Below are 17945 nucleotides of genomic sequence, written 5' to 3'. Positions count from 1 at the left end.
CTCAGGTCAGCTCGACTTCTCCCTGTCGTACATTTCTCGTGCTCGACTCACCTGAGCGTAATGAGCCTCGGCCCAGGTGCGGAGGGCCTGCAGCGGATCGTGCAGAGTCCGGCCGAGGTCGGTCAACTCGTACTCCACCTTCGGTGGCATCTGGTCGTAGGCGTGTCGGGCGACGATGCCATCTCGTTCCAGGTCCCGCAGAGTGTCGGCGAGGACCTTCGCGCTGATACCCCCGACCTGCGTTCGGAGTTCGCCGAACCGCACGCGGTCGTCGCCGAGGGCGATGACGATCATCGCCGTCCACTTGTTGGCGATTCTGGCCAGCGACGTGCGCGACGGACAGTCTTCCAACAGGACATTCCATACCGGCGTTGTCATCGTCCCCCCAGGTCATCGACAGTTACGTTGAGGTTAGAGGCTAGTGGCTGTCACTCTCGGCGCGTTGATGTCCCCACTCCGAGGAGCTGCCACCATGACCGAGTCCACCGCTCTCGATGTCGCCACCCGTTACTTCGACGCTCTGAGTACCGGCGACATGTCGACCCTGATGGGTCTTATCGACGACGACGTCGTCTGGCATCAGCCGGGCGCGAATCAGTTCTCGGGCGAACACCGAGGTGTAGGCGGTGTCGGCGCACTGCTGAGCGCCATGATGACGACCAGTCAAGGAACGTTCGGACTGACCGTGGAGGGCCCGATGATGGTCAACGGCACCAATGTCGCCGTGCCGGTGCGGTTCACGGGTCGACTGCAGCACGCATCGATGGACATGTCGGGCCTCGATCTCCTGACCGTCGTGAACGGGAAGATCGCCGAGGTGCACCTGTTCTCCGCGGACGGCGACGCCGAGGACGAATTCTGGGGTACGAACTGATGCCGGCTCCGGCGTGACCCAACGGTCACGCCGGAGCGCGCGCCGCGAAATGTCGTCGGTACTCGGACGGAGTCGTCGAGAACATCGCCGCGAACCGTTGCCGCAGAGTCACATCACTACCGAATCCGCACGCAGTGGCAACGGCGTCGATCGGCCAGTCCGTCGTCTCGAGCAGTCGTCGCGCCTCGTCCAATCGTCGTTCCAGAACCCACCGCGCCGGCGTCGTGCCGGTGGAGAGCTTGAAATGTCGCACGAAGCTCCGCCGGCTCATCCGCGCATGTCGTGCGACATCGTCGAGGGACAGATCTTGGTCGAGGTGAGCCAGTATCCATTCCTGGATGTCAGCGATGGTGGTGTCGGTGGCACGGTCGGCCAGTGGTCTCTCGATGTACTGCGCCTGGCCGCCCTCTCGATGGGGCGCGACGACCAGCTGCCGGGCGACGCGGGTGGCTGCTGACGTGCCCAGATGCTTGCGGACGATGTGCAGGCAGGCGTCGATCGACGACACGGTACCTGCCGACGTCATGACGTCGTCGTGGTCGATGTAGAGCACGGACGCGTCGACCGAACTTCCGCCGCTACGCTCCGCGAGCTCGGGCAGTACTGCCCAGTGGGTCACTGCCGACCGCCCTCCGAGGAGGTTCGCGTCAGCTACCGCGAAGGCCCCCAGGCACAGCCCGACAATCGCTGCGCCTCGTGAATGAGCTTTCAGCACAGCAGTTCTTACGACACATCCGAGGGGATCGAGGGACACGTGCCAGGACGGGACGATCACGATGTCCGCCCATTCCGCGGTCTCCGGGCCCGCGATGTCGCCGAGTGAGTATCCCTCAGATGTACGGATACTTCCCTCGGCGTCCGACCACACTCGTGTCTCCCAGTCGGTGGCCAGACCGAGACGCTGGACCTCGCCGAACACCATCAACGGTGCGGCGAGATGGAACATGGTGATGTCGTCGAATGCGTAGATGGCAATGCGCACAGCTCTCCCTGGTTTGGCCCGAATCCATCGTAACTGTGCATGTGTGCCACTGTCGAAGATCCGCCGGCGGGCGAACACTGAGGTGGTCGGCCGCCGTCCCGGCGGATCGCACACGAGAAAGAGGACACACCATGGCACCGCGCCGCGCACTCATCGTCGTCGACATCCAGCAGGAGTACTTCTCGGGTCCCCTCGAAATCGCGTACCCGCCGCGCGCCGAGTCGCTGGCCAACGCGATCACGGCGATTCAGGTAGCCGACGCCGCCGGTCTGCCCGTGATCGCAGTGCAGCACTCCATGCCCGAGGGCGCTCCCGTCTTCGTGGACGGAACAGACGGGTTCGATCTGCACCCCGAGGTCGTCGCCGCTCTGCCGTCGGCAACGACGCGAGTGACCAAGAGTTTCGGGAGCGTGTTCGCCGGAACCGATGTGGCAGAACAGCTCCGCGCGCTCGAGGTCGACACCGTGACCATCGTGGGCTTCATGACCAACAATTGCGATCTCGCGACGGCCGTCGAAGCCGAGGGCCTCGGATTCGCAGCAGAGATCTTGTCCGACGCGTCCGGTGCCATCAATCTGTCCAATGCGGCGGGAACCGTGTCGGCTGAAACCCTTCACACGACGCTGATGACACTGCTGCACTCCAATTTCGCCGCAGTGGCGACAACGGAACAGTGGGTCGACGCCGTGCGCTCAGGATCGGCGCTGGACAAGAACAACCTCGTCGAATCGGCGATGGTCGGCACAGAGGCCGTGGCCGCCCACTGACGACACGTCGTCCACTCGCGCCGCAGGTACGGTGTCGACAACGGCTGGATCGCGGTGACCGAAGGAGTGCAGCGTGCGTGGATGGGTCGGCGTGGTCCTTCTGAGTCTGCTCGGCATCGCGGCGATTGTCCTCGGCGGCGCCGACGACTCACCGGGGTTGCAGTTCATCGGGCTGATTCTGGTGGTAACCGCGATCGTGACAGGAGTACGCCGCCGTCGCTCCGTCTGAGGTGTCAGGCAGGGCTGTCCACGTCGGCGATGAGCACGTCGACGTCTCGGGAGGCGAACGGGAACCCCAGGATGTCCGACAACGCGGCGGCCGCACGCGTCGACACCTGCGCGCCGACGTCGGCCAGATCCGAGTCGTAGGCGGCGATCACGGTGATACGTGCACCGGTGCACACATGCCCGTCGGTATAGAGCGAGATGTCGGACGGTTCCGCTTCCGGAACCTCGGCAACAGCTCGCCGAAGCGTCACTCGAACGATCGCGTCGCTGATGCGCAGCGTGTCCGTGGCGGGAGCGTCGTCATCCGGGTAGCGGGCGTCGAGAGGCCATGTTCTGATTCCCACGGCACGGACGCGCGAGATGGCGGACGCACTGATGTCGACCCATCCGGGGACAGGGGAGTCCCGCAGGGCCTCCGCCGCGTGTCGAAGAATCGGAGCATGGTCGCCCGACGTCATTTCCATGTCTCCAATCGTTCGCCGAGTGTCGCGCGGGCGCGGGTGAGGTGGCCGCGAACGGCACCGGGTGACAGGGACATCACTGTTCCGATGTCTGCATGCTTCATGCCTTCGACTTCACGAAGCAACCAGCACGCCCGCTGTCGGTACGGTAGCCCAGCGAGTGCGACATCGAGCGCCGACAGGAAGCTCGCCTCGGACGCGGCCGACGACGGATCGTCCTTCGGGTCCAGGCTGGGCCGTTCTAAGACCCAATCTTCGACGGGGGCCACGCTGCGTCTGCGCCGGTGATCTATCACCTTGTGCGAGACGACGCTGAACAGCCATGTGCGCACGCTGGATTCCGCACGGAAAGTGCGAATTCCTCTCCATGCGTCGACGAGGGAATCCTGCACGATGTCCTCGGCCGCACCGCGGTCGGACAGTAGATGAGTCGCGTAGCGCAGCATGTCCGGTCCGAAGCGCCGCGCGATTTCCTCGAACGCGAATCGGTCGCCGACGGCCGCCGCCGCGGCGAGTGCCCGATCCGGAAGCTCGGCCAGTTCGGCGCGGATCGCCGCGGAGCCGTCAGGGTGTCGGAGGCGTGTGTCCCCGGGTTCCGTGGCGCCGGCAACGCCGGGACTTCCGGGGTCGGGCGCCATCGATGGACGACTGAGCATTGCTTCCCCCCGGAACCCCATCGGGGTCGACACACCCCCCGGTGCTTGATGACGCAACTACTTCACGTCCATTCGAGATGCCCGACCAGGCTGTCCGGCAAACCTCTGTGATGCGCGTCACTCGAATCGGAACGTGCGCTTTCCGCTCGCGAACGCGACTCAGTAGTCGTAACCGGTCGACACAGTTGTTCGACCACGACGAAAGGACATGAGTGAACGCCCCGCGCACCGCGACCGATCCCGCCGTGAAGACGTCGGTCGCACACAGTGATCAGGCGATCGAACAGCAACCCGTACGGACGGGACGAACTGTGATCGCGCCGAAGGTCGTGGCCACGGTGGCCGGGATCGCGACACGCGAAGTGCCGGGTGTGTACGCCACGGGTGACGGTGCTACTCGCGCCGTCGGTGCTCTTCGCGAGAAAGTTCCCGGCGTGAAATCCGCACCGTCACAGGGTGTTGCGGCCCGGGTAGACGACGACCGCGCGTCGGTACGCATCGACCTCGTCGCCGACTACGGAACTGCGATCGCAGATCTGGCTGCCGACGTGCGCCGGAACGTCACCAGCGCGGTGCACGCCATGACCGGTCTCCGGTGCGTGCCGGTCGACATCGTCGTGCACGACGTTCATCTGGCACCGAACTCCGCCCTCGCCTGATCCCGAACTACATCGCTGCCCGTTGACAACGGGCCTCTTCGACATGGAAGGACACAGACATGACACCACGTTCCACAGCATTCGAGGCAGCGTCGTGAGCCGGCGCAGGAGCCTGTCGAGTCGACTCTTCGAGGGGCTCGGCCGCGTTACCTGGGGATATGCCAAGCGCAAGCTCGACGAGCGTCGCAGCGCGAAGGGGGGACGACGATGACCAGATGGACCGTGTACGTCGCGGAAGCGATCGGCACAGCGATTCTCGTGATCGGCGGTGTGGGTACTGCAGTGTTGGCGGGCGACGACGTCGGCACGACCGGGATCGCGCTGGCTTTCGGGCTGACCCTTCTCGCGATGGTGTTCGTTCTGGGCCCGGTGTCGGGCTGCCACATCAACCCGGCCGTCACGCTCGGATTCCTGATCACGCGCCGGATGACGGCCGCACGCGCAGCCGGGTACGTCGCGGCGCAGGTAGTCGGTGGAGCGATCGGTGCGCTCGTGGTGTTCGCGATGGCGTCCGGTCGGCCCGGATACGACCGGTCCGTGGACGGCCTCGGTGCGAACGGATACGGCGACGCCTCTGCCGGCAGCTACTCGTTACTGTCTGTCGCGCTCGTCGAGGTAGTTGCCACCGCGATTCTCGTCCTCGTCGTCCTGGCTGTCACCGGACGCAATCCCGTTGCTGCAGCGGGAGTTCCGATCGGGTTGACCTTGGCGTTCGTTCACCTCCTCGCTATCGGAGTGGACTCGACATCGGTCAATCCCGCGCGTTCCATCGGGCCTGCTCTGTTCGCGGGAGGTGACGCTGTAACGCAACTCTGGGTCTTCATCGTCTTCCCGCTGATCGGTGGGCTCGTCGGCGCACTCGGGTACATGGCGGTGCACGGGTCCGAGAACGCACCGAAATCTGCCGCCGAGGTGTCGTAACGGTCGGCTGGTATCTCTGCCCTCGATGATTCCCGGACGGCTAGTCTCTCCTGACGCACAGGACGACGGTGTCCGGTGTAGTCGAGGGCGGAGCCACATGACACAGCTGCTACGAGTCCAGAACTTCACCATGTCGCGTGACGGGGTCGCGGCCGGCGTCGATCAGAGCTTCGAGAGTCCGTTCGGGCTCGACCACTCGACGCTGATGTCGTGGTGCGGTGCCACCGCGAGTTGGCCCAACAGGACCGAGCCGGGCGGTACCCGCGGCCTCGACGACTACTTCGCGCGCGACTTCTCCAACAACATCGGCGCAGAGATCATGGGGCGGAACAAGTTCGGTCCTCAGCGCGGACCGTGGGAGAACCTCGAATGGGAAGGCTGGTGGGGAGACGAGCCTCCGTTCCACACTCCCGTCTTCGTGCTGACTCACCACGAACGGCCGACGATCACACTGTCCGACACGACGTTCCATTTCATCGACGCCGAACCGTCCGAGGTGCTCGCCCGGGCGAAGGCAGCCGCCGACGGTCGCGATGTGCGCCTCGGTGGCGGCGTGACCTCCATCCGCGAGTTCCTCGACGCCGACCTGGTCGACACGATGCACATCGCCGTCGCGCCCATCGACCTCGCGCCGGGCCTGACGCTGTGGGAGTCGCCCGAGGAACTGAACGATCGCTTCGAGCACGAGGTTGTCCCCAGCGCCAGCGGCATAGTCCATCACCTCTTCTGGCGGAAGTAAGGGCGCCAGTAGCGGGTAGCGCAGAGCAGATGTCCGGTGGCCCATAATCCACCTATGACCGATGCTGCGCTCGACGATCCGGTGGGTAGTTCGTTGCGCGGTCGCCATGCGCACCTCGGTCGACGTGTCGGTGGCGCGGCGACGTATGCACCCGGTGTCGCGACATTCTGTGCGCTCGACGACGGCGCCCCGTGGTCGGACCTTGCCGAGGTGCTGGGTCCGGGCGGGTTCGCCGACATGTTCAGCTCACCGCTGGAACCGCCGGCGGGGTGGGAGCCGGTGTTCACGTTGCCGGGCCGACAGATGATTCACGACGGCGTCGGCTACGCGAGCCCGGCAGCGGACGGACCGGACGTCGTGCAGCTGACGTCCGCGGACGTACCCGCCATGCTCGACCTGACCGAACGGACGGGGCCGGGACCTTTCGGTCGGCGGACCATCGAGATGGGGACGTACGTGGGCGTGGTCGTCGACGACAACCTGGTGGCGATGGCCGGTGAGCGACTGAGTCCGCCGGGGTGGACGGAGATCAGTGCGGTCTGCACGCTTCCCGAGATGCGTGGACGCGGGTATGCGGCGCATCTGGTGACTGCACTCGGCCTGCGCATCACCGAGCGGGGAGACAAGCCGTTCCTGCACGTGGCGGAGTCGAATCATCGGGCCATCGGTGTGTACGAACGCCTCGGATATCGGACTCGCCGACACGTGACGTTCCGCGGATTCCGTACGCCCTGAGCCGACGTCCAACACAACGCGGTACCCGCCGACGCCGCAACTATGCATCACAGAGTGATGAGTCGGTTTCGTTTGCGTGCGATTGCCTCGGGTAGTCGGACCGGGACCGAGTACGCACGTCAGCATCGTTGGGAGCGCTCATGTTTCGTCATACCGACCATCTTCAATTCGACGTCAAGCCGGAGAAGCCGGACCCCGTCTACGCCCGCAAACTGCAGGAATTGATCGGCGGCGCGTACGGCGAGATGACGGTCACGATGCAGTACTTGTTCCAGGGCTGGAATTGCCGCATGAAGGGCAAGTACAAGGACCTCATCATGGATGTCGCCACGGAGGAGATCGGTCACGTCGAGATGCTCGCGACCATGGTCGCGCGTCTTCTCGAGGGTGCGCCGGCTACCGAGTCGACGAAGAACGCGGCAGCTGATCCGGTGGTCGCGGCAATTCTGGGGGGCATGGACCCGCAGCAGGCAATCGTGTCGGGCGGCGGACCGACGCTCGCCGACAGTAACGGTGTCCCGTGGAACGGCCGGTTCATCGTCGCCAGCGGAAACCTGCTGGCCGACTTCCGCGCGAACGTCGCTGCCGAGGCCCAGGGCAGAGTTCAGACAGCGCGCCTGTGGCACATGACCGACGACCCCGGCGTCAAGGCAATGCTCAAGTTCAACCTGGCCCGCGACACGTACCACCAGAACATGTGGCTCGCGGCGATCGAGGAACTGCAAGCGGACGGAGTGGAGGGCGTCGTGGCACCGAACGACCTGTTCGACGAGGAGTACGAGGAGCACGCGAGCACGCTCTGGCATCTGTCCGACGGGACCGAGTCCGACAAGGGTCGGTGGGCACACGGCACCGCGCCGGACGGCCGGCACGAGAATCGGTTCCTCGCGGATCCGCAGGCTCTGGGAAACAAGCAGAGCGGACCGCCGCCGGATCCCAAGCTCTACGCCACCTACGACGGCGGGCTGGGCGAACCGTCCAACTCAGCGCTCGGCACGGAGAAGGGCGTGATGGGCAAGATCAAGGAAACGCTGGACCCCAACGCGGGCTGACGGACGACACTCGAGCGACGGGTTCCGGCACCGGAGTGGTGCCGGGACCCGTCGTGCCGTCTGTCGAGCCCCGCGTAAACATCCTCCGCAGGTGGTTTTGTCGACGACCAGTCGGGAACACCGCGGACGCATCCGGCACTCCGGCCGGCTGCGCGTCGGCTGTCCGGTGACCTGTGGAGGAACCCTCGTGTCAACACTCGAACCCTTTTTCGACGACGTCCAAGCGCATTACGACCTGTCGGACGAGTTCTTCCGTCTCTTCCTCGATCCGACGCAGACCTACAGTTGCGCGTACTTCGAGCGCGAGGACATGACGCTCGAGGAAGCGCAGCTGGCGAAGATCGATCTGTCGCTCTCGAAGTGCGATCTGTCCCCGGGTATGCGACTGCTGGACGTCGGATGCGGATGGGGCGGCACTCTTCGCAGGGCCGTGGAGAAGTACGACGTCGACGTCGTCGGCCTGACTCTCAGCCGGAACCAGTACGAGCACGTGTCGGCGATGCTCGGTGGACTCGACACCCAGCGCACCGTCGAGGTGCGGCTGCAGGGTTGGGAAGAATTCGACGAACCGGTGGATCGCATCGTCAGCATCGGGGCATTCGAACACTTCACGTCGCCGCGGTACGACGATTTCTTCGCCAAGGCGTACGACATCCTTCCCGCCGACGGACGGATGATGCTGCACACCATCTGTCAGCTCGGTCGTGACATGTTCCGGCAGGAGTCGCGAGTGACGCGCGCGGACATGGACTTCGCCGACTTCATCGTGGAGGAGATCTTCCCGGGCGGAGAACTGCCGACCCCGCAGGCCGTCGTCGACCATGGTGAGAAGGCCGGATTCTCCGTCACGCACGTCCAGTCGCTGCAGCCGCACTACGCGCGGACATTGGACATGTGGACGGCTGCTCTCGAGGAGCGACGTGACGACGCGGTGGCCATCGCCGGCCAGAAGATGTACGACACCTACATGCGGTATCTGCCCGGCTGTGCGGACCTGTTCCACCGCAGATTGATCGACGTCCGACAGTTCACGATGGTCAAGTAGGGATCAGCATCCGGCCGCCGAGCGTTCGCGGGTCGGCGCATCGCCGCGTCCGAGTCGACGGTTCGACCGCGGCGATCGGCCGTCCGGGGAATTGCTGACGATCAACGTCCGCACGCGCAGGTGCTGTGGCAGGAGTGCTCGGTGGCGGATAGCGGATTCCAGATCGGTGGTGGTCCACAACGTCGACACGCACTCCCGTCCGGCCACGGACGGTGAGCGGCATTCCACCGTGTACAGATAGGGGAGTGGGTCGTCGGTGCGGAGCAACGGAACCCACAGTTCTTCCGCCACAGGGTTACCCGCGGGATCCTCGACGATGACGACTCGCGCGTTCCATGCCGCGCTGTACGCCCGTGCGGCGTCGATGACGGCATCGAACGTGGGCGCCGAACGCACCACCATCGCGTCGTCGAGCCCGACCATCCACACCAGCCACGACGGGTCGTGGTCGGCCAGATCGAGCGCATCACTGGCGCGGGGTATGTGCGTCACCTTCGGTGTTCGGTGTCAGCGGGCGTTGCGGATGTGCCGTGTCACGGGTGTCACACCGCGTTGCGCCGTGCGGGAAAGGGTGCACACACCGGGCGCACGAAGCGCACACCCTCTACAACCTGCGGTAGTGGGTGTGCGCCTTACGCGAGGGGTGTTCACACCCCCCTGCGACCTACTGGGACGAGGTCTCTTCGCGCTCGTGCTGCGTGCGCTCCTGCAGATCCTGGTCGTCGATCGGCTGGGGTTCCTTGGCGTGCTCGCGGTGATCGGGTCGGGCGGTCTCGGTCGGAGTGATCACGTCGTCGAGCGTCGGCTGGTCATGGTCGATGTTGCCGGGTTCGGTCATACCGTCAGCGTTCCCGGCAGGCTGAATCGTAAACGCCACGAATCAGTCGCCGGGTCGAGGAACGTCCGCCTCCCACCGGGCCCTGCGCTCGTCGAGGGACTGTTCCCACCACGGGTCCCCGCGTTCTCCCAGAGCCACTTTCGCTGCCTGTACCCCGGCTCGGGAGCTGTCCGCGCCGCCGGTCGCGCGGACGTCGCGCCGCCAGGCCATCAGGATCGACCGTAGTTCGGCGTTCCGCTCGTCGGGGATGTCCGGGTCCGTGGCACGCCACCGTCTGCCCTTGATGACGATGTAATGACCGTCGTCGGTGTATTCCCGCTCGCCGCTGTCCTTCTCGGCTCCACTCATGATTCCGATGGTAGGCCTGTGGTCTCCGGTGACGATCCATGTCGCGATCAGGGTGAGCCCCAGTCCGCCTGCCGTCATGGCGGTGAACGGCTCGTCGAACACCGTGGCTCCCCACACTGCCGTGACCGGCGGAACGAGGAACAACAACGTGTTGACGCGGGTGACGCCGATGCGATCCAACAGGTGCCAGTACAGGCCGTATCCGCCGAAGGTCGCGAAGACGACGGTGGCTGCCACGGCGAGCCAGAACCTGGTCGTAGACGGAGGGACAGCGGTGCCGGTCGCCACGGCGAGACCGGTGAAGATGGTCGCCGACGTGGCGCAGTGGATGGCGAGCGCGCGCATCGGTGTCGTCGAATCACCTCGTCTGTCCACGAACGTCGCTGCCACCAGGCAGAGCATCCCCACCAGAGGAACCGAGTACGCCCACCACGGTGTCGACGCCGTCGCCGTCGCGTCGGCAGCGGTGGCCAGCAGGACACCTCCCGCTCCGACGATCAAACCGATCCACTGTCGGCCGGTCGCCGCCGCTCCGAGGAGTGGTCCGGCCAGCGCCGCGGCGACCAGTGGTTGCACACCGTCCACGAGTGCCGTAGTGCCGGTGGACACTCCCAGGTCGATGGCCCAGTAGACAGTCAGCAGATATCCCGACTGGGACAGCGCACCGACGAGGATCTGGCGCGGTGGATTCCGGTCGGCTCGACCGCGGCGGATTCCGAGGGCGGGTGCCAGGACGATCGCGAGGGGAAGGAACCTCCACATGAGGATGGTCGTCGTCGGAGCCTCGTCGCCGGCCACCTTGGCGCCGATGAAGCCGGAGGACCAGCAGAGGACGAACGACACGCCCAGGACGATGGACCATGCCCGTCCGTTCCGCGTGGGTATACCGATCTGTGTAGTCATAGACGGTGAATATACAGATCGGTATAGTCCTAAACATGGATACGGACGTGACGTGGACACCGAAAGCTCGGGCGGTGCTCGCCGCCGCCGACGAGCTGTTCTATGCCCACGGGATACATGCGGTGGGTGTCGACGTCATCGCCGCCCATGCCGGTGTCACGAAGAAGACGCTGTACGACCGCTTCGAGTCCAAGGAACGGCTGGTCGTGGAATACCTCCGTGAGCGTGACCGGCAGTGGAGGGACTTCCTCGGTGAACGACTCGAGCGCGGCGGTAGCGGCGTCGTCGAGCGACTCGATACGGTCCTCGACGCGTCGGCCGACTGGACGGCGGCGCGAAGTGGCAAGGGGTGCAGCATGATCAACGCACACGCGGAGATCAGTGACCCCGCGCACCCGGCGTTCCCCGTCATCGTGGGTCAGAAGGCGTGGATGGCGGACCTGTTCCGCGGCATCGTCGCAGACACGGGACGACCGGACACCGACAGGCTCGTCGACGTGATCATGCTTCTTCACGAGGGCGCCTTGGTCGCCGCCGGAATGGGATTCGTCGACCATCCGTTCGCGGACGCCAAGGCAGCGATACGACACTGGGTCGGCGCGCAGTGACTCCCGATGTCACGACGCCGGCGACCACCCCAGCGCAGGACCCAGCGTCGTCGCCATGTCGGTGAGCATCTGGACGTAGTCCTCGTGGTCGAAACTGAAGGGTAGGGCGAAGGCCACCTCGTCGATCTCCCGGAAGGCGGCCAGCTCGTGCAATCGTTCGACCAGTTCGTCGGACGGCCCCACGAGGTCCGGGGCGAAGAGCAGACGGGCGGGCCCCACCGGAGCGTTCGTGCGGGCCATCCGCGACTCGGCGTAGGCGTGGTACTTGTCGCGCTGGTGAGGTGTCGCCGAGTCGGTCGGGACGACGACCAGACCCTGGGACACGCGAGCACGGTCGCCCAGGGGGTGTCGTGCGCGGAACCGGCGGATGTGGGAGGTCTGGATATCGTCGAACCGGTCGGATTCCTCGGCCTTGACCACGCTGCTGGTGAGGAAGTTCATGCCGAGGTCGCCTGCCCGGTCGGCGGACGACAGGCTGGCACCGCCGTACCACATGCGTGCCGCCAGACCGGGCGAATGTGGTTGCACGCGTGAGGAGAACGCTTCGAACCCTTCGGTTCCCTCGAACTCGGTCACGGCGTCGCCACGCACCGCCGCCAGCAGCCGTTCGACCCGTCGAAAGGTGAAGTCCTCAGTGTCGGCCGTGTCCGGATAGACCGCGTCGCGCAGTCGGTCGTAGTTCATCGGCGGGCCGACACTGATACCCGGGTTGAGTCGCCCGCCGGACAGCACGTCGACGGTCGCGAGGTCCTCCGCCAGTCGGATCGGGTTCTCCCATCCCAGCGGGGTGACGGCGGTACCGAACTCGATCCGTGACGTCCGTTGCGACGCCGCGGCCAGCACCGCCGTCGGTGAAGAGATGCCGTACTGCAGATGGCGGTGTCGTAGCCAGGCGCTGTCGAAGCCCAGGCGCTCACCGAGTTCGATGATCTGCAATGTCGATTCGTGCCCCGCGGCGGGGTTGTCCCCGTCGAAGAGACCGATCGTGAGGAAACCCATCCTGCGCAGCTGTCTCGGTTGCATGAGTCCATGATCCCCCGTGCGTGCGCGAAGACCTATGATCACGCGATGACCGACCACGACCTTGTTGCTGCTCGCCGAGAGATCACGTCCGCCCTTCTGGCGGCCTTCGAACGACGTCACGAGGTGCTCGACGTCATCGTCGAGGCCGACAGTCGTCCCGAGGCGGTCAACGCCATCGCGGCGCTACTCGGCACCTCGCGCCTCGGGGGTGAGGCCGTGATGGGAATGTCGTTCTCGAGCCTCACCAAGGACGCTCGCCGGAGCAACGCCGCCGAGCTCGAGGACCTCGACAGCCGCCTGAACTTCACGCTGGCCGATCGACCCGCCAGTGCGGGGGAGTCCCTAGTCCTCGTCGCCTTCTCCGACGACGACCGCGACCTGTTCGCAGCCCGGCTCGCCGACGTGGGCTCGGCCGGTGACGGATCAGGAGGCGCTGCAGGCGATCTGGACTCCGAGCTGGCGTCGGCGCGCGACCGACTCGACTCCGAGCAGGCGGCGTGGTTCGTCGCCCGGGAGGAATCGGAGAAGGTGGGCTTCGTCTTCGGCGAGCTCGTCGACGGCGAGATCGATCTGCGCGTATGGATCCACCCGGGCCATCGCCAGAAGGGCTACGGCACCGCTGCTCTGCGGAAGTCGCGGTCGGAGATGGCGGCGGTGTTCCCCGGGGTTCCGATGATCGTCCGGACCCCCGGGGCGCAGCCGTCCTGATTGTCTAGGGGGTGCTGAACTTCTCGACGTACTTGTTCATGGTGTCGAGTTGGCGTCGGGAGACGTCGTGGGCGTTCTCGTTCTCGGCGAAGACGCTCGAGACCATGACGGTGTCCTTGTCGTAGAACCCGAGTTCGCCGAGGCCGCCGAAGAACTGGTCCCAGTCGACGTCTCCGTCGCCGATCTCGAGGTGCTGGTGCACCCGCACCGCGTTGCCGGGTGGGTTGGTGATGTACCGCAAGCCGTGCGAGCGGTGATGGTCCATCGTGTCCGCGACGTGGACGAGGCGGATCATGTCCCCGGCGGTGGCCATGATCTCCGGGAGGTTGCCACCCATGTGGAACTGGTGGCACGCCACGATCACCATCCCGATGTTCGGGGAGTTGATTCCGCGGATGGTGCGGATCGCGGCGAGCCCGTCCTCGACGAAGTCGTCCGGGTGCGGATCGATGAGGACGTCGAGTCCTTCGCGTTCGATGATGGGGACCAGTTCCTCCATCGACCGGTAGAACGCCCGCTCGGATTCCTCCGGCTTCTCCGGCCGACCGGAGAACTCGGTGTTCAACGTCGACACGCCGAGGTCGACGGTGATCTGGATGGCGCGTTTCCAGTACCGCACGGCCGCCTCGCGGGCGTCCTCGTCGGGACCGGACCAGCGCAGCACCGGCAGCACCGAGGCAATGCCGACGCCGGCGTCCGAGCATGCCTTGCGGAACTTCGCGACCAACCCGTCGTCGGCCTTGGGATGGTTGAAGAACGGGATCATGTCCACGTGCGGGGTCAGCTGCAGCCATTCGTAGCCGAGGTCGGCGACGACCGCGGGCAGCTCGAGCAGTGAATGCGAATGATGGAACGGGGTGGGATCGAGCGCGATCTTCATCTCAGGCACCGACGATGGACGAGCGCTGCACCATCTCGACAGCTACGGGAGCACCGGACTCGAGGGACTTCACGCCGGCCTCGCACACGGCGGCGGCCGCGTAACCGTCCCATGCACCGGGTCCGTCGACGTAGTTGCCCGTCTCGGCGCCCGCCTTGACTGCGTTCACCCACCGCTGGATCTCGGTGTCGTACGCCTGACCGAAGCGCTGCACGAAGCCGGGAGTGATGGTGCCGCCCCAGGTTCCGGGAGCCGACTTGCGGACCAGGCCCACGTCGAGACCGATCATCGCGCTGCCGTGCTCTGCGACGACCTCGGTGCGGACCTCGTACGCGATGCCGGTGGTGACGAACACCTCGGCGTCGACGTGGCGGCCCGACTCGGTGGTGAAGATGGCGATCTGCGGATCCCGTAGTCCCTGCGGCGCAGAGGGATTGGCCGACGGGCTGATGATCTGCACCGAGGTGATCTCCTCGTCGAGGAGGAAGCGCGTGACGTCCACCTCGTGCACGAGGGAATCCCGCACGATCATGGCGCTGTCGAAGTGCGGCGGCACGGCGGGGTTGCGGTGTGCGCAGTGCACCACCAGCGGACGGCCCAGATCACCGGAATCGATGAGCGTCTTGAGCTGTGCGTACTCCGTGTCGAAGCGGCGCATGAAGCCGACCTGGATGAGCTTCTTGCCCAGTGCCGCTTCGGCTTCGACGACTGCCAGGGACGTGGCGACGTCGGTGGTCAGCGGCTTCTCGCACATGACGGGCTTGCCGTGCTCGAGACATGCGAGAAGCTGCTTCTCGTGGGTCGGACCGGGGGTGGCCAGGACGACGGCGTCCACCTCGGGGTCGGCGATCGCGTCGAGCGGATCCTCGACGACGCGGCATTCGGGAATGGTCGCGGCAAGTTCGTGCGCCTTCTCGCTGACGTAGTCGTTGACGACGGCGACGCGGGCGCCGGTGATCTTCGAGGTGATGCGGGCGACGTGGTCGGCGCCCATCATGCCGACGCCGAGTACTGCGATGCGAAGTTCGGTGGTCATGGTGAGGGAGATCCGTTCCGGAGAGGAGGTGTCAGGAGAAGGTGACGGAGGGGACGCCGCAGGTACCGAGGTACTTGCGGGTGCGCTGCGCGATCGGCAACGGCGCGTCGACGGCGCACGGGTACATGTCCTGCTCGACGATTGCGAAGATGTCGGCGGTGAGCGCGCCGGCGTCGGCGAGTCGCTCGATGGTCGCGAGAAGCGGCGGCATGTCCGGGATACCGAGCGGCGGTTCGGTCATGGCGCCGAGCTTCACGGCCTCGCCGAACGGGAGATCCTCCGCGGCGACCTTGGCGCGCACCTCTTCGTTCACCTGCTTGAGGTGGAGGTAGCCGATGCGCTCGGGTGCCCGCTCGATGATCGCGATGTTGTCGCCACCGCAGTAGCTGATGTGACCGGTGTCGAGGCACAGGTTCACGAACTCGCTGGAGGTGCCGTCGAGGAAGCGGTACACGTTCTCCTCGGTGTCGACGTGGCTGTCGGCATGGGGGTGGTACTGCGCCTTGACGCCGTACTGCTCGAACATGCGCTTGCCGAGCTCGTTCATGCCCTCGGTCTTCTTGCGCCACTGGTCCGCCGTGAGATTCCGGTCCTCGAGCACTGCGCCGGTGGACGGGTCGCGCCACATCTCGGGGATGACGACGACGTGCTTGCCGCCGGCGGCCGCGGTGAGTTTGGCGACGTCCTCGATCTGAGTCCACACCGCGTCCCACGCATCGTCCTGATGCAGATGCTCGAAGACCGTGCCGGCCGACAGCTTCAGATTGCGAGACTCCAACTCCGAGAGCAGCTTCTGCGGATCGGTGGGCAGGTAGCCGTAGGGGCCCAGCTCGATCCACTCGTAGCCCGACGCCGACACCTCGTCGAGGAAGCGGGTGTAGGGCGTCTGCTGCGGGTCGTCCGGGAACCAGACTCCCCAGGAGTCCGGGGCGGATCCGACGCGAATCGTGCTCATGTCTCGGGGGTTCCTCTCGAAGAATGTTCAGCGCTCGTGCTGTGGCACTAACGCGCTTAAGTAACGCGCTTAAGCTACTATGAGGTGGATCACGCTTCCGTGTCAAGCCCCATCCGAGAGGAGTGCCGGTGTCCACGCCGCCCCGCACCCGCAAGACGACGATGAGTGACGTCGCCGCTCTGGCGGGAGTGTCCCGGACCCTGGTGTCGTTCGTTCTCAGCGGTAAACCCGGAGCGAGTGACGACACCCGCGAGCGCGTACTCGCCGCTGCGCGCGAGCTCGACTATCGACCCGACAATGCCGCTCGGCTCCTCGCCCGCGGGCGGAGCAGAACGTTGGGTGTGGTCATCGACGTGCGGCAGCCGTTCCAGGCCGATCTGGTGACCCACATCTATCCCGTGGCCGAGGCCGCCGGGTACGAGGTGCTGCTGTCGGCGAGCGCGCCCGGACGGGACGAGGCGAAGGCGATCGAGGCACTGCTGAGCCACCGCTGCGAAGGTGTGATCCTGCTCGGTCCGTCGTCCTCACCCGAGTACGTCGCACATCTCGAGGAGCGAGCCGTGGTGGTCATGATCGGACGTGCACTGCCCGCCACCGACTTCGACGTCGTGCGCAGCGCCGACGACCATGGAGTGCGTCAGGCGGTCGAGCACCTCGTCGGACTCGGGCACGTCGATATCCACCACGTCGACGGTGGGACCGATTCCGGCGCGACCGAGCGCCGGGCGGCGTTCCGCGCGGCGATGGAGGAGCGCGTTCTCCCGGCCGTGGTGTGGCCGGGCGCGCACACCGAGGAGGCGGGCAGCGCCGCCGGCACGCGCATGGTCGCCGAGCAGCGCGTGCCCACCGCGGTCGTCGCCGGCAACGATCTGTGTGCGGTGGGTCTGATGGATGCGTTCCATCGTGCGGGCATCACCGTGCCGGACGATGTCTCGATCGTCGGATACGACGACAGCGAGATGGCGCACCTGTCCCGCATCGACCTCACGACCGTCCGGCAGGACGCGGAAGGGTTGGCCGCCAACGCCGTCCGGTTCGCGATCAGGCGTCTCGAGAACGACGACGCGGTGCCGACCGAACTGGTGGTGGAACCGCAGCTGGTCGTGAGGGGGAGTACAGGACCCGTCGCGGCGAGGCGCTAGGCCCGGCGCGCTTCCGCGTCGATGCGGCGCTGCTCCTGACGCTCCCGAGCGGACAGGCCGCCCCACACTCCGTAGGGCTCGTGGGTGGCGAGCGCGACGTCGCGGCACCTGTCCAGCACCGGGCACTGCGCGCAGAGTGTCTTCGCGATCTCCTCGCGCCGGCGTGCCGCTCGCCGACCCTCGCCTGCGGGGGAGAAGAACAGGTCGCTGCGATCACCCCTGCAGACCGCAGCCAGCCGCCACTGTTCCGAGTCGATCGATGTGGTCATGTCGTCGATGGTGTCGCACGTCGCGTCGTCGTCACAGGGTTCCGATCGACGAGAATCGAACGTCCGCTGCTCGCGGTCGACGCCGTTTCGGCACCGCCCGTGCCGGACATCCCTTC

General features: G+C 66.0%; 24 protein-coding genes and 1 pseudogene. 12 read left to right on the top strand and 13 right to left on the bottom strand.

Going from position 1 to position 17945, the window contains the following annotated elements; all coding sequences use genetic code 11:
- Positions 1-6: 6 nt before the first annotated feature.
- The gene (locus tag RU01_RS21160) at positions 7-378 is read right to left on the bottom strand and encodes a winged helix-turn-helix transcriptional regulator (protein WP_042576569.1); all 372 of its coding nucleotides are present in this window, start codon (positions 376-378) and stop codon (positions 7-9) included.
- Between the two features lie 94 nt (positions 379-472).
- Between RU01_RS21160 and RU01_RS21155 the strand changes: the two genes are divergently transcribed.
- Positions 473-874 carry a nuclear transport factor 2 family protein gene (locus tag RU01_RS21155; RefSeq protein WP_042576667.1) on the top strand — a complete coding sequence of 134 codons (402 nt, stop codon included), beginning with the start codon at positions 473-475 and terminating at the stop codon, positions 872-874.
- Positions 875-899: 25 nt separating this feature from the next.
- Here the strand turns inward: RU01_RS21155 and RU01_RS21150 are convergent, their stop codons facing one another.
- Entirely contained in the window at positions 900-1856 is a 957-nt protein-coding gene (locus tag RU01_RS21150; protein ID WP_042576568.1) for a GlxA family transcriptional regulator, read from the bottom strand.
- Positions 1857-1987: 131 nt separating this feature from the next.
- Here RU01_RS21150 and RU01_RS21145 point away from each other — a divergent pair, with 131 nt between their 5' ends.
- Positions 1988-2623, top strand: a complete 636-nt coding sequence (locus RU01_RS21145; RefSeq protein ID WP_042576567.1) for an isochorismatase family protein — start codon at positions 1988-1990, stop codon at positions 2621-2623.
- A 73-nt stretch (positions 2624-2696) separates the two neighbouring features.
- The gene (locus tag RU01_RS23265; RefSeq protein WP_197074850.1) at positions 2697-2852 is read left to right on the top strand and encodes a hypothetical protein; all 156 of its coding nucleotides are present in this window, start codon (positions 2697-2699) and stop codon (positions 2850-2852) included.
- A gap of 4 nt (positions 2853-2856) precedes the next feature.
- On the opposite strand, the gene RU01_RS21140 is transcribed toward RU01_RS23265, so the two are convergent.
- On the bottom strand, positions 2857-3315 hold the full coding sequence (locus RU01_RS21140) for a hypothetical protein (protein ID WP_156149035.1): 459 nt from the start codon (positions 3313-3315) through the stop codon (positions 2857-2859).
- Positions 3306-3968, bottom strand: a complete 663-nt coding sequence (locus RU01_RS21135) for an RNA polymerase sigma factor (RefSeq protein WP_231568800.1) — start codon at positions 3966-3968, stop codon at positions 3306-3308. The genes RU01_RS21140 and RU01_RS21135 overlap by 10 nt, the downstream gene beginning before the upstream one ends.
- A gap of 212 nt (positions 3969-4180) precedes the next feature.
- Here RU01_RS21135 and RU01_RS21130 point away from each other — a divergent pair, with 212 nt between their 5' ends.
- From RU01_RS21130 to RU01_RS21105, 6 genes are all read left to right on the top strand, one after another.
- Positions 4181-4627 (top strand): Asp23/Gls24 family envelope stress response protein, encoded by a 447-nt coding sequence (locus RU01_RS21130; RefSeq protein ID WP_052493399.1) that lies wholly within the window; start codon positions 4181-4183, stop codon positions 4625-4627.
- A gap of 207 nt (positions 4628-4834) precedes the next feature.
- Positions 4835-5548 carry an aquaporin gene (locus tag RU01_RS21125; RefSeq protein ID WP_042576565.1) on the top strand — a complete coding sequence of 238 codons (714 nt, stop codon included), beginning with the start codon at positions 4835-4837 and terminating at the stop codon, positions 5546-5548.
- Between the two features lie 97 nt (positions 5549-5645).
- Positions 5646-6287, top strand: coding sequence for a dihydrofolate reductase family protein (locus RU01_RS21120; protein ID WP_042576564.1), 642 nt, complete (start codon positions 5646-5648; stop codon positions 6285-6287).
- A 54-nt stretch (positions 6288-6341) separates the two neighbouring features.
- On the top strand, positions 6342-7022 hold the full coding sequence (locus RU01_RS21115) for a GNAT family N-acetyltransferase (protein WP_042576563.1): 681 nt from the start codon (positions 6342-6344) through the stop codon (positions 7020-7022).
- Between the two features lie 140 nt (positions 7023-7162).
- The gene (locus RU01_RS21110; RefSeq protein WP_042576562.1) at positions 7163-8074 is read left to right on the top strand and encodes a manganese catalase family protein; all 912 of its coding nucleotides are present in this window, start codon (positions 7163-7165) and stop codon (positions 8072-8074) included.
- Between the two features lie 187 nt (positions 8075-8261).
- Complete coding sequence (locus RU01_RS21105; protein WP_042576664.1) at positions 8262-9119, top strand: cyclopropane mycolic acid synthase family methyltransferase; 858 nt, start codon at positions 8262-8264, stop codon at positions 9117-9119.
- Positions 9120-9122: 3 nt separating this feature from the next.
- Here RU01_RS21105 and RU01_RS21100 read toward each other — a convergent pair whose 3' ends face one another.
- From RU01_RS21100 to RU01_RS21095, 4 genes and pseudogenes are all read right to left on the bottom strand, one after another.
- Positions 9123-9611, bottom strand: a complete 489-nt coding sequence (locus tag RU01_RS21100) for a hypothetical protein (protein ID WP_042576561.1) — start codon at positions 9609-9611, stop codon at positions 9123-9125.
- Positions 9612-9783: 172 nt separating this feature from the next.
- Complete coding sequence (locus RU01_RS23260; RefSeq protein WP_197074849.1) at positions 9784-9957, bottom strand: hypothetical protein; 174 nt, start codon at positions 9955-9957, stop codon at positions 9784-9786.
- A gap of 42 nt (positions 9958-9999) precedes the next feature.
- Positions 10000-10305, bottom strand: coding sequence for a hypothetical protein (locus RU01_RS23255; protein WP_197074863.1), 306 nt, complete (start codon positions 10303-10305; stop codon positions 10000-10002).
- Between the two features lie 87 nt (positions 10306-10392).
- A pseudogene (locus RU01_RS21095) lies at positions 10393-11208 on the bottom strand (DMT family transporter); the annotation flags it as partial.
- 35 nt (positions 11209-11243) lie between these two features.
- Here RU01_RS21095 and RU01_RS21090 point away from each other — a divergent pair.
- Positions 11244-11816, top strand: a complete 573-nt coding sequence (locus tag RU01_RS21090) for a TetR/AcrR family transcriptional regulator (protein ID WP_042576560.1) — start codon at positions 11244-11246, stop codon at positions 11814-11816.
- A 9-nt stretch (positions 11817-11825) separates the two neighbouring features.
- On the opposite strand, the gene RU01_RS21085 is transcribed toward RU01_RS21090, so the two are convergent.
- A complete protein-coding gene (locus RU01_RS21085; RefSeq protein WP_042576559.1) occupies positions 11826-12839 on the bottom strand; it encodes an LLM class flavin-dependent oxidoreductase in 1014 nt (337 codons plus the stop codon).
- A 45-nt stretch (positions 12840-12884) separates the two neighbouring features.
- On the opposite strand from RU01_RS21085, the gene RU01_RS21080 reads away from it, so the two are divergent.
- Positions 12885-13547, top strand: a complete 663-nt coding sequence (locus tag RU01_RS21080) for a GNAT family N-acetyltransferase (protein ID WP_042576662.1) — start codon at positions 12885-12887, stop codon at positions 13545-13547.
- A gap of 4 nt (positions 13548-13551) precedes the next feature.
- Here the strand turns inward: RU01_RS21080 and RU01_RS21075 are convergent, their stop codons facing one another.
- The 3 genes from RU01_RS21075 to RU01_RS21065 are packed head-to-tail and all read right to left on the bottom strand — an operon-like array spanning position 13552 to position 16418.
- Positions 13552-14427: a sugar phosphate isomerase/epimerase family protein gene (locus tag RU01_RS21075; RefSeq protein ID WP_042576558.1), complete on the bottom strand. Its 876-nt coding sequence runs from the start codon at positions 14425-14427 to the stop codon at positions 13552-13554.
- Position 14428: 1 nt separating this feature from the next.
- Positions 14429-15463 carry a Gfo/Idh/MocA family protein gene (locus RU01_RS21070; RefSeq protein WP_042576557.1) on the bottom strand — a complete coding sequence of 345 codons (1035 nt, stop codon included), beginning with the start codon at positions 15461-15463 and terminating at the stop codon, positions 14429-14431.
- Between the two features lie 31 nt (positions 15464-15494).
- The gene (locus RU01_RS21065) at positions 15495-16418 is read right to left on the bottom strand and encodes a sugar phosphate isomerase/epimerase family protein (protein ID WP_042576556.1); all 924 of its coding nucleotides are present in this window, start codon (positions 16416-16418) and stop codon (positions 15495-15497) included.
- 161 nt (positions 16419-16579) lie between these two features.
- Between RU01_RS21065 and RU01_RS21060 the strand changes: the two genes are divergently transcribed.
- A complete protein-coding gene (locus RU01_RS21060; RefSeq protein ID WP_082043325.1) occupies positions 16580-17560 on the top strand; it encodes a LacI family DNA-binding transcriptional regulator in 981 nt (326 codons plus the stop codon).
- Here RU01_RS21060 and RU01_RS21055 read toward each other — a convergent pair.
- Positions 17557-17829 (bottom strand): WhiB family transcriptional regulator, encoded by a 273-nt coding sequence (locus tag RU01_RS21055; RefSeq protein WP_042576554.1) that lies wholly within the window; start codon positions 17827-17829, stop codon positions 17557-17559. The two genes, RU01_RS21060 and RU01_RS21055, sit on opposite strands and share 4 nt — an antisense overlap.
- Positions 17830-17945 lie beyond the last annotated feature (116 nt).

The sequence above is a fragment of the Rhodococcus sp. MEB064 genome (assembly GCF_000834565.1).
Lineage (GTDB): Bacteria > Actinomycetota > Actinomycetes > Mycobacteriales > Mycobacteriaceae > Rhodococcoides.
This window is presented reverse-complemented; position numbering and strand designations above follow the sequence as displayed.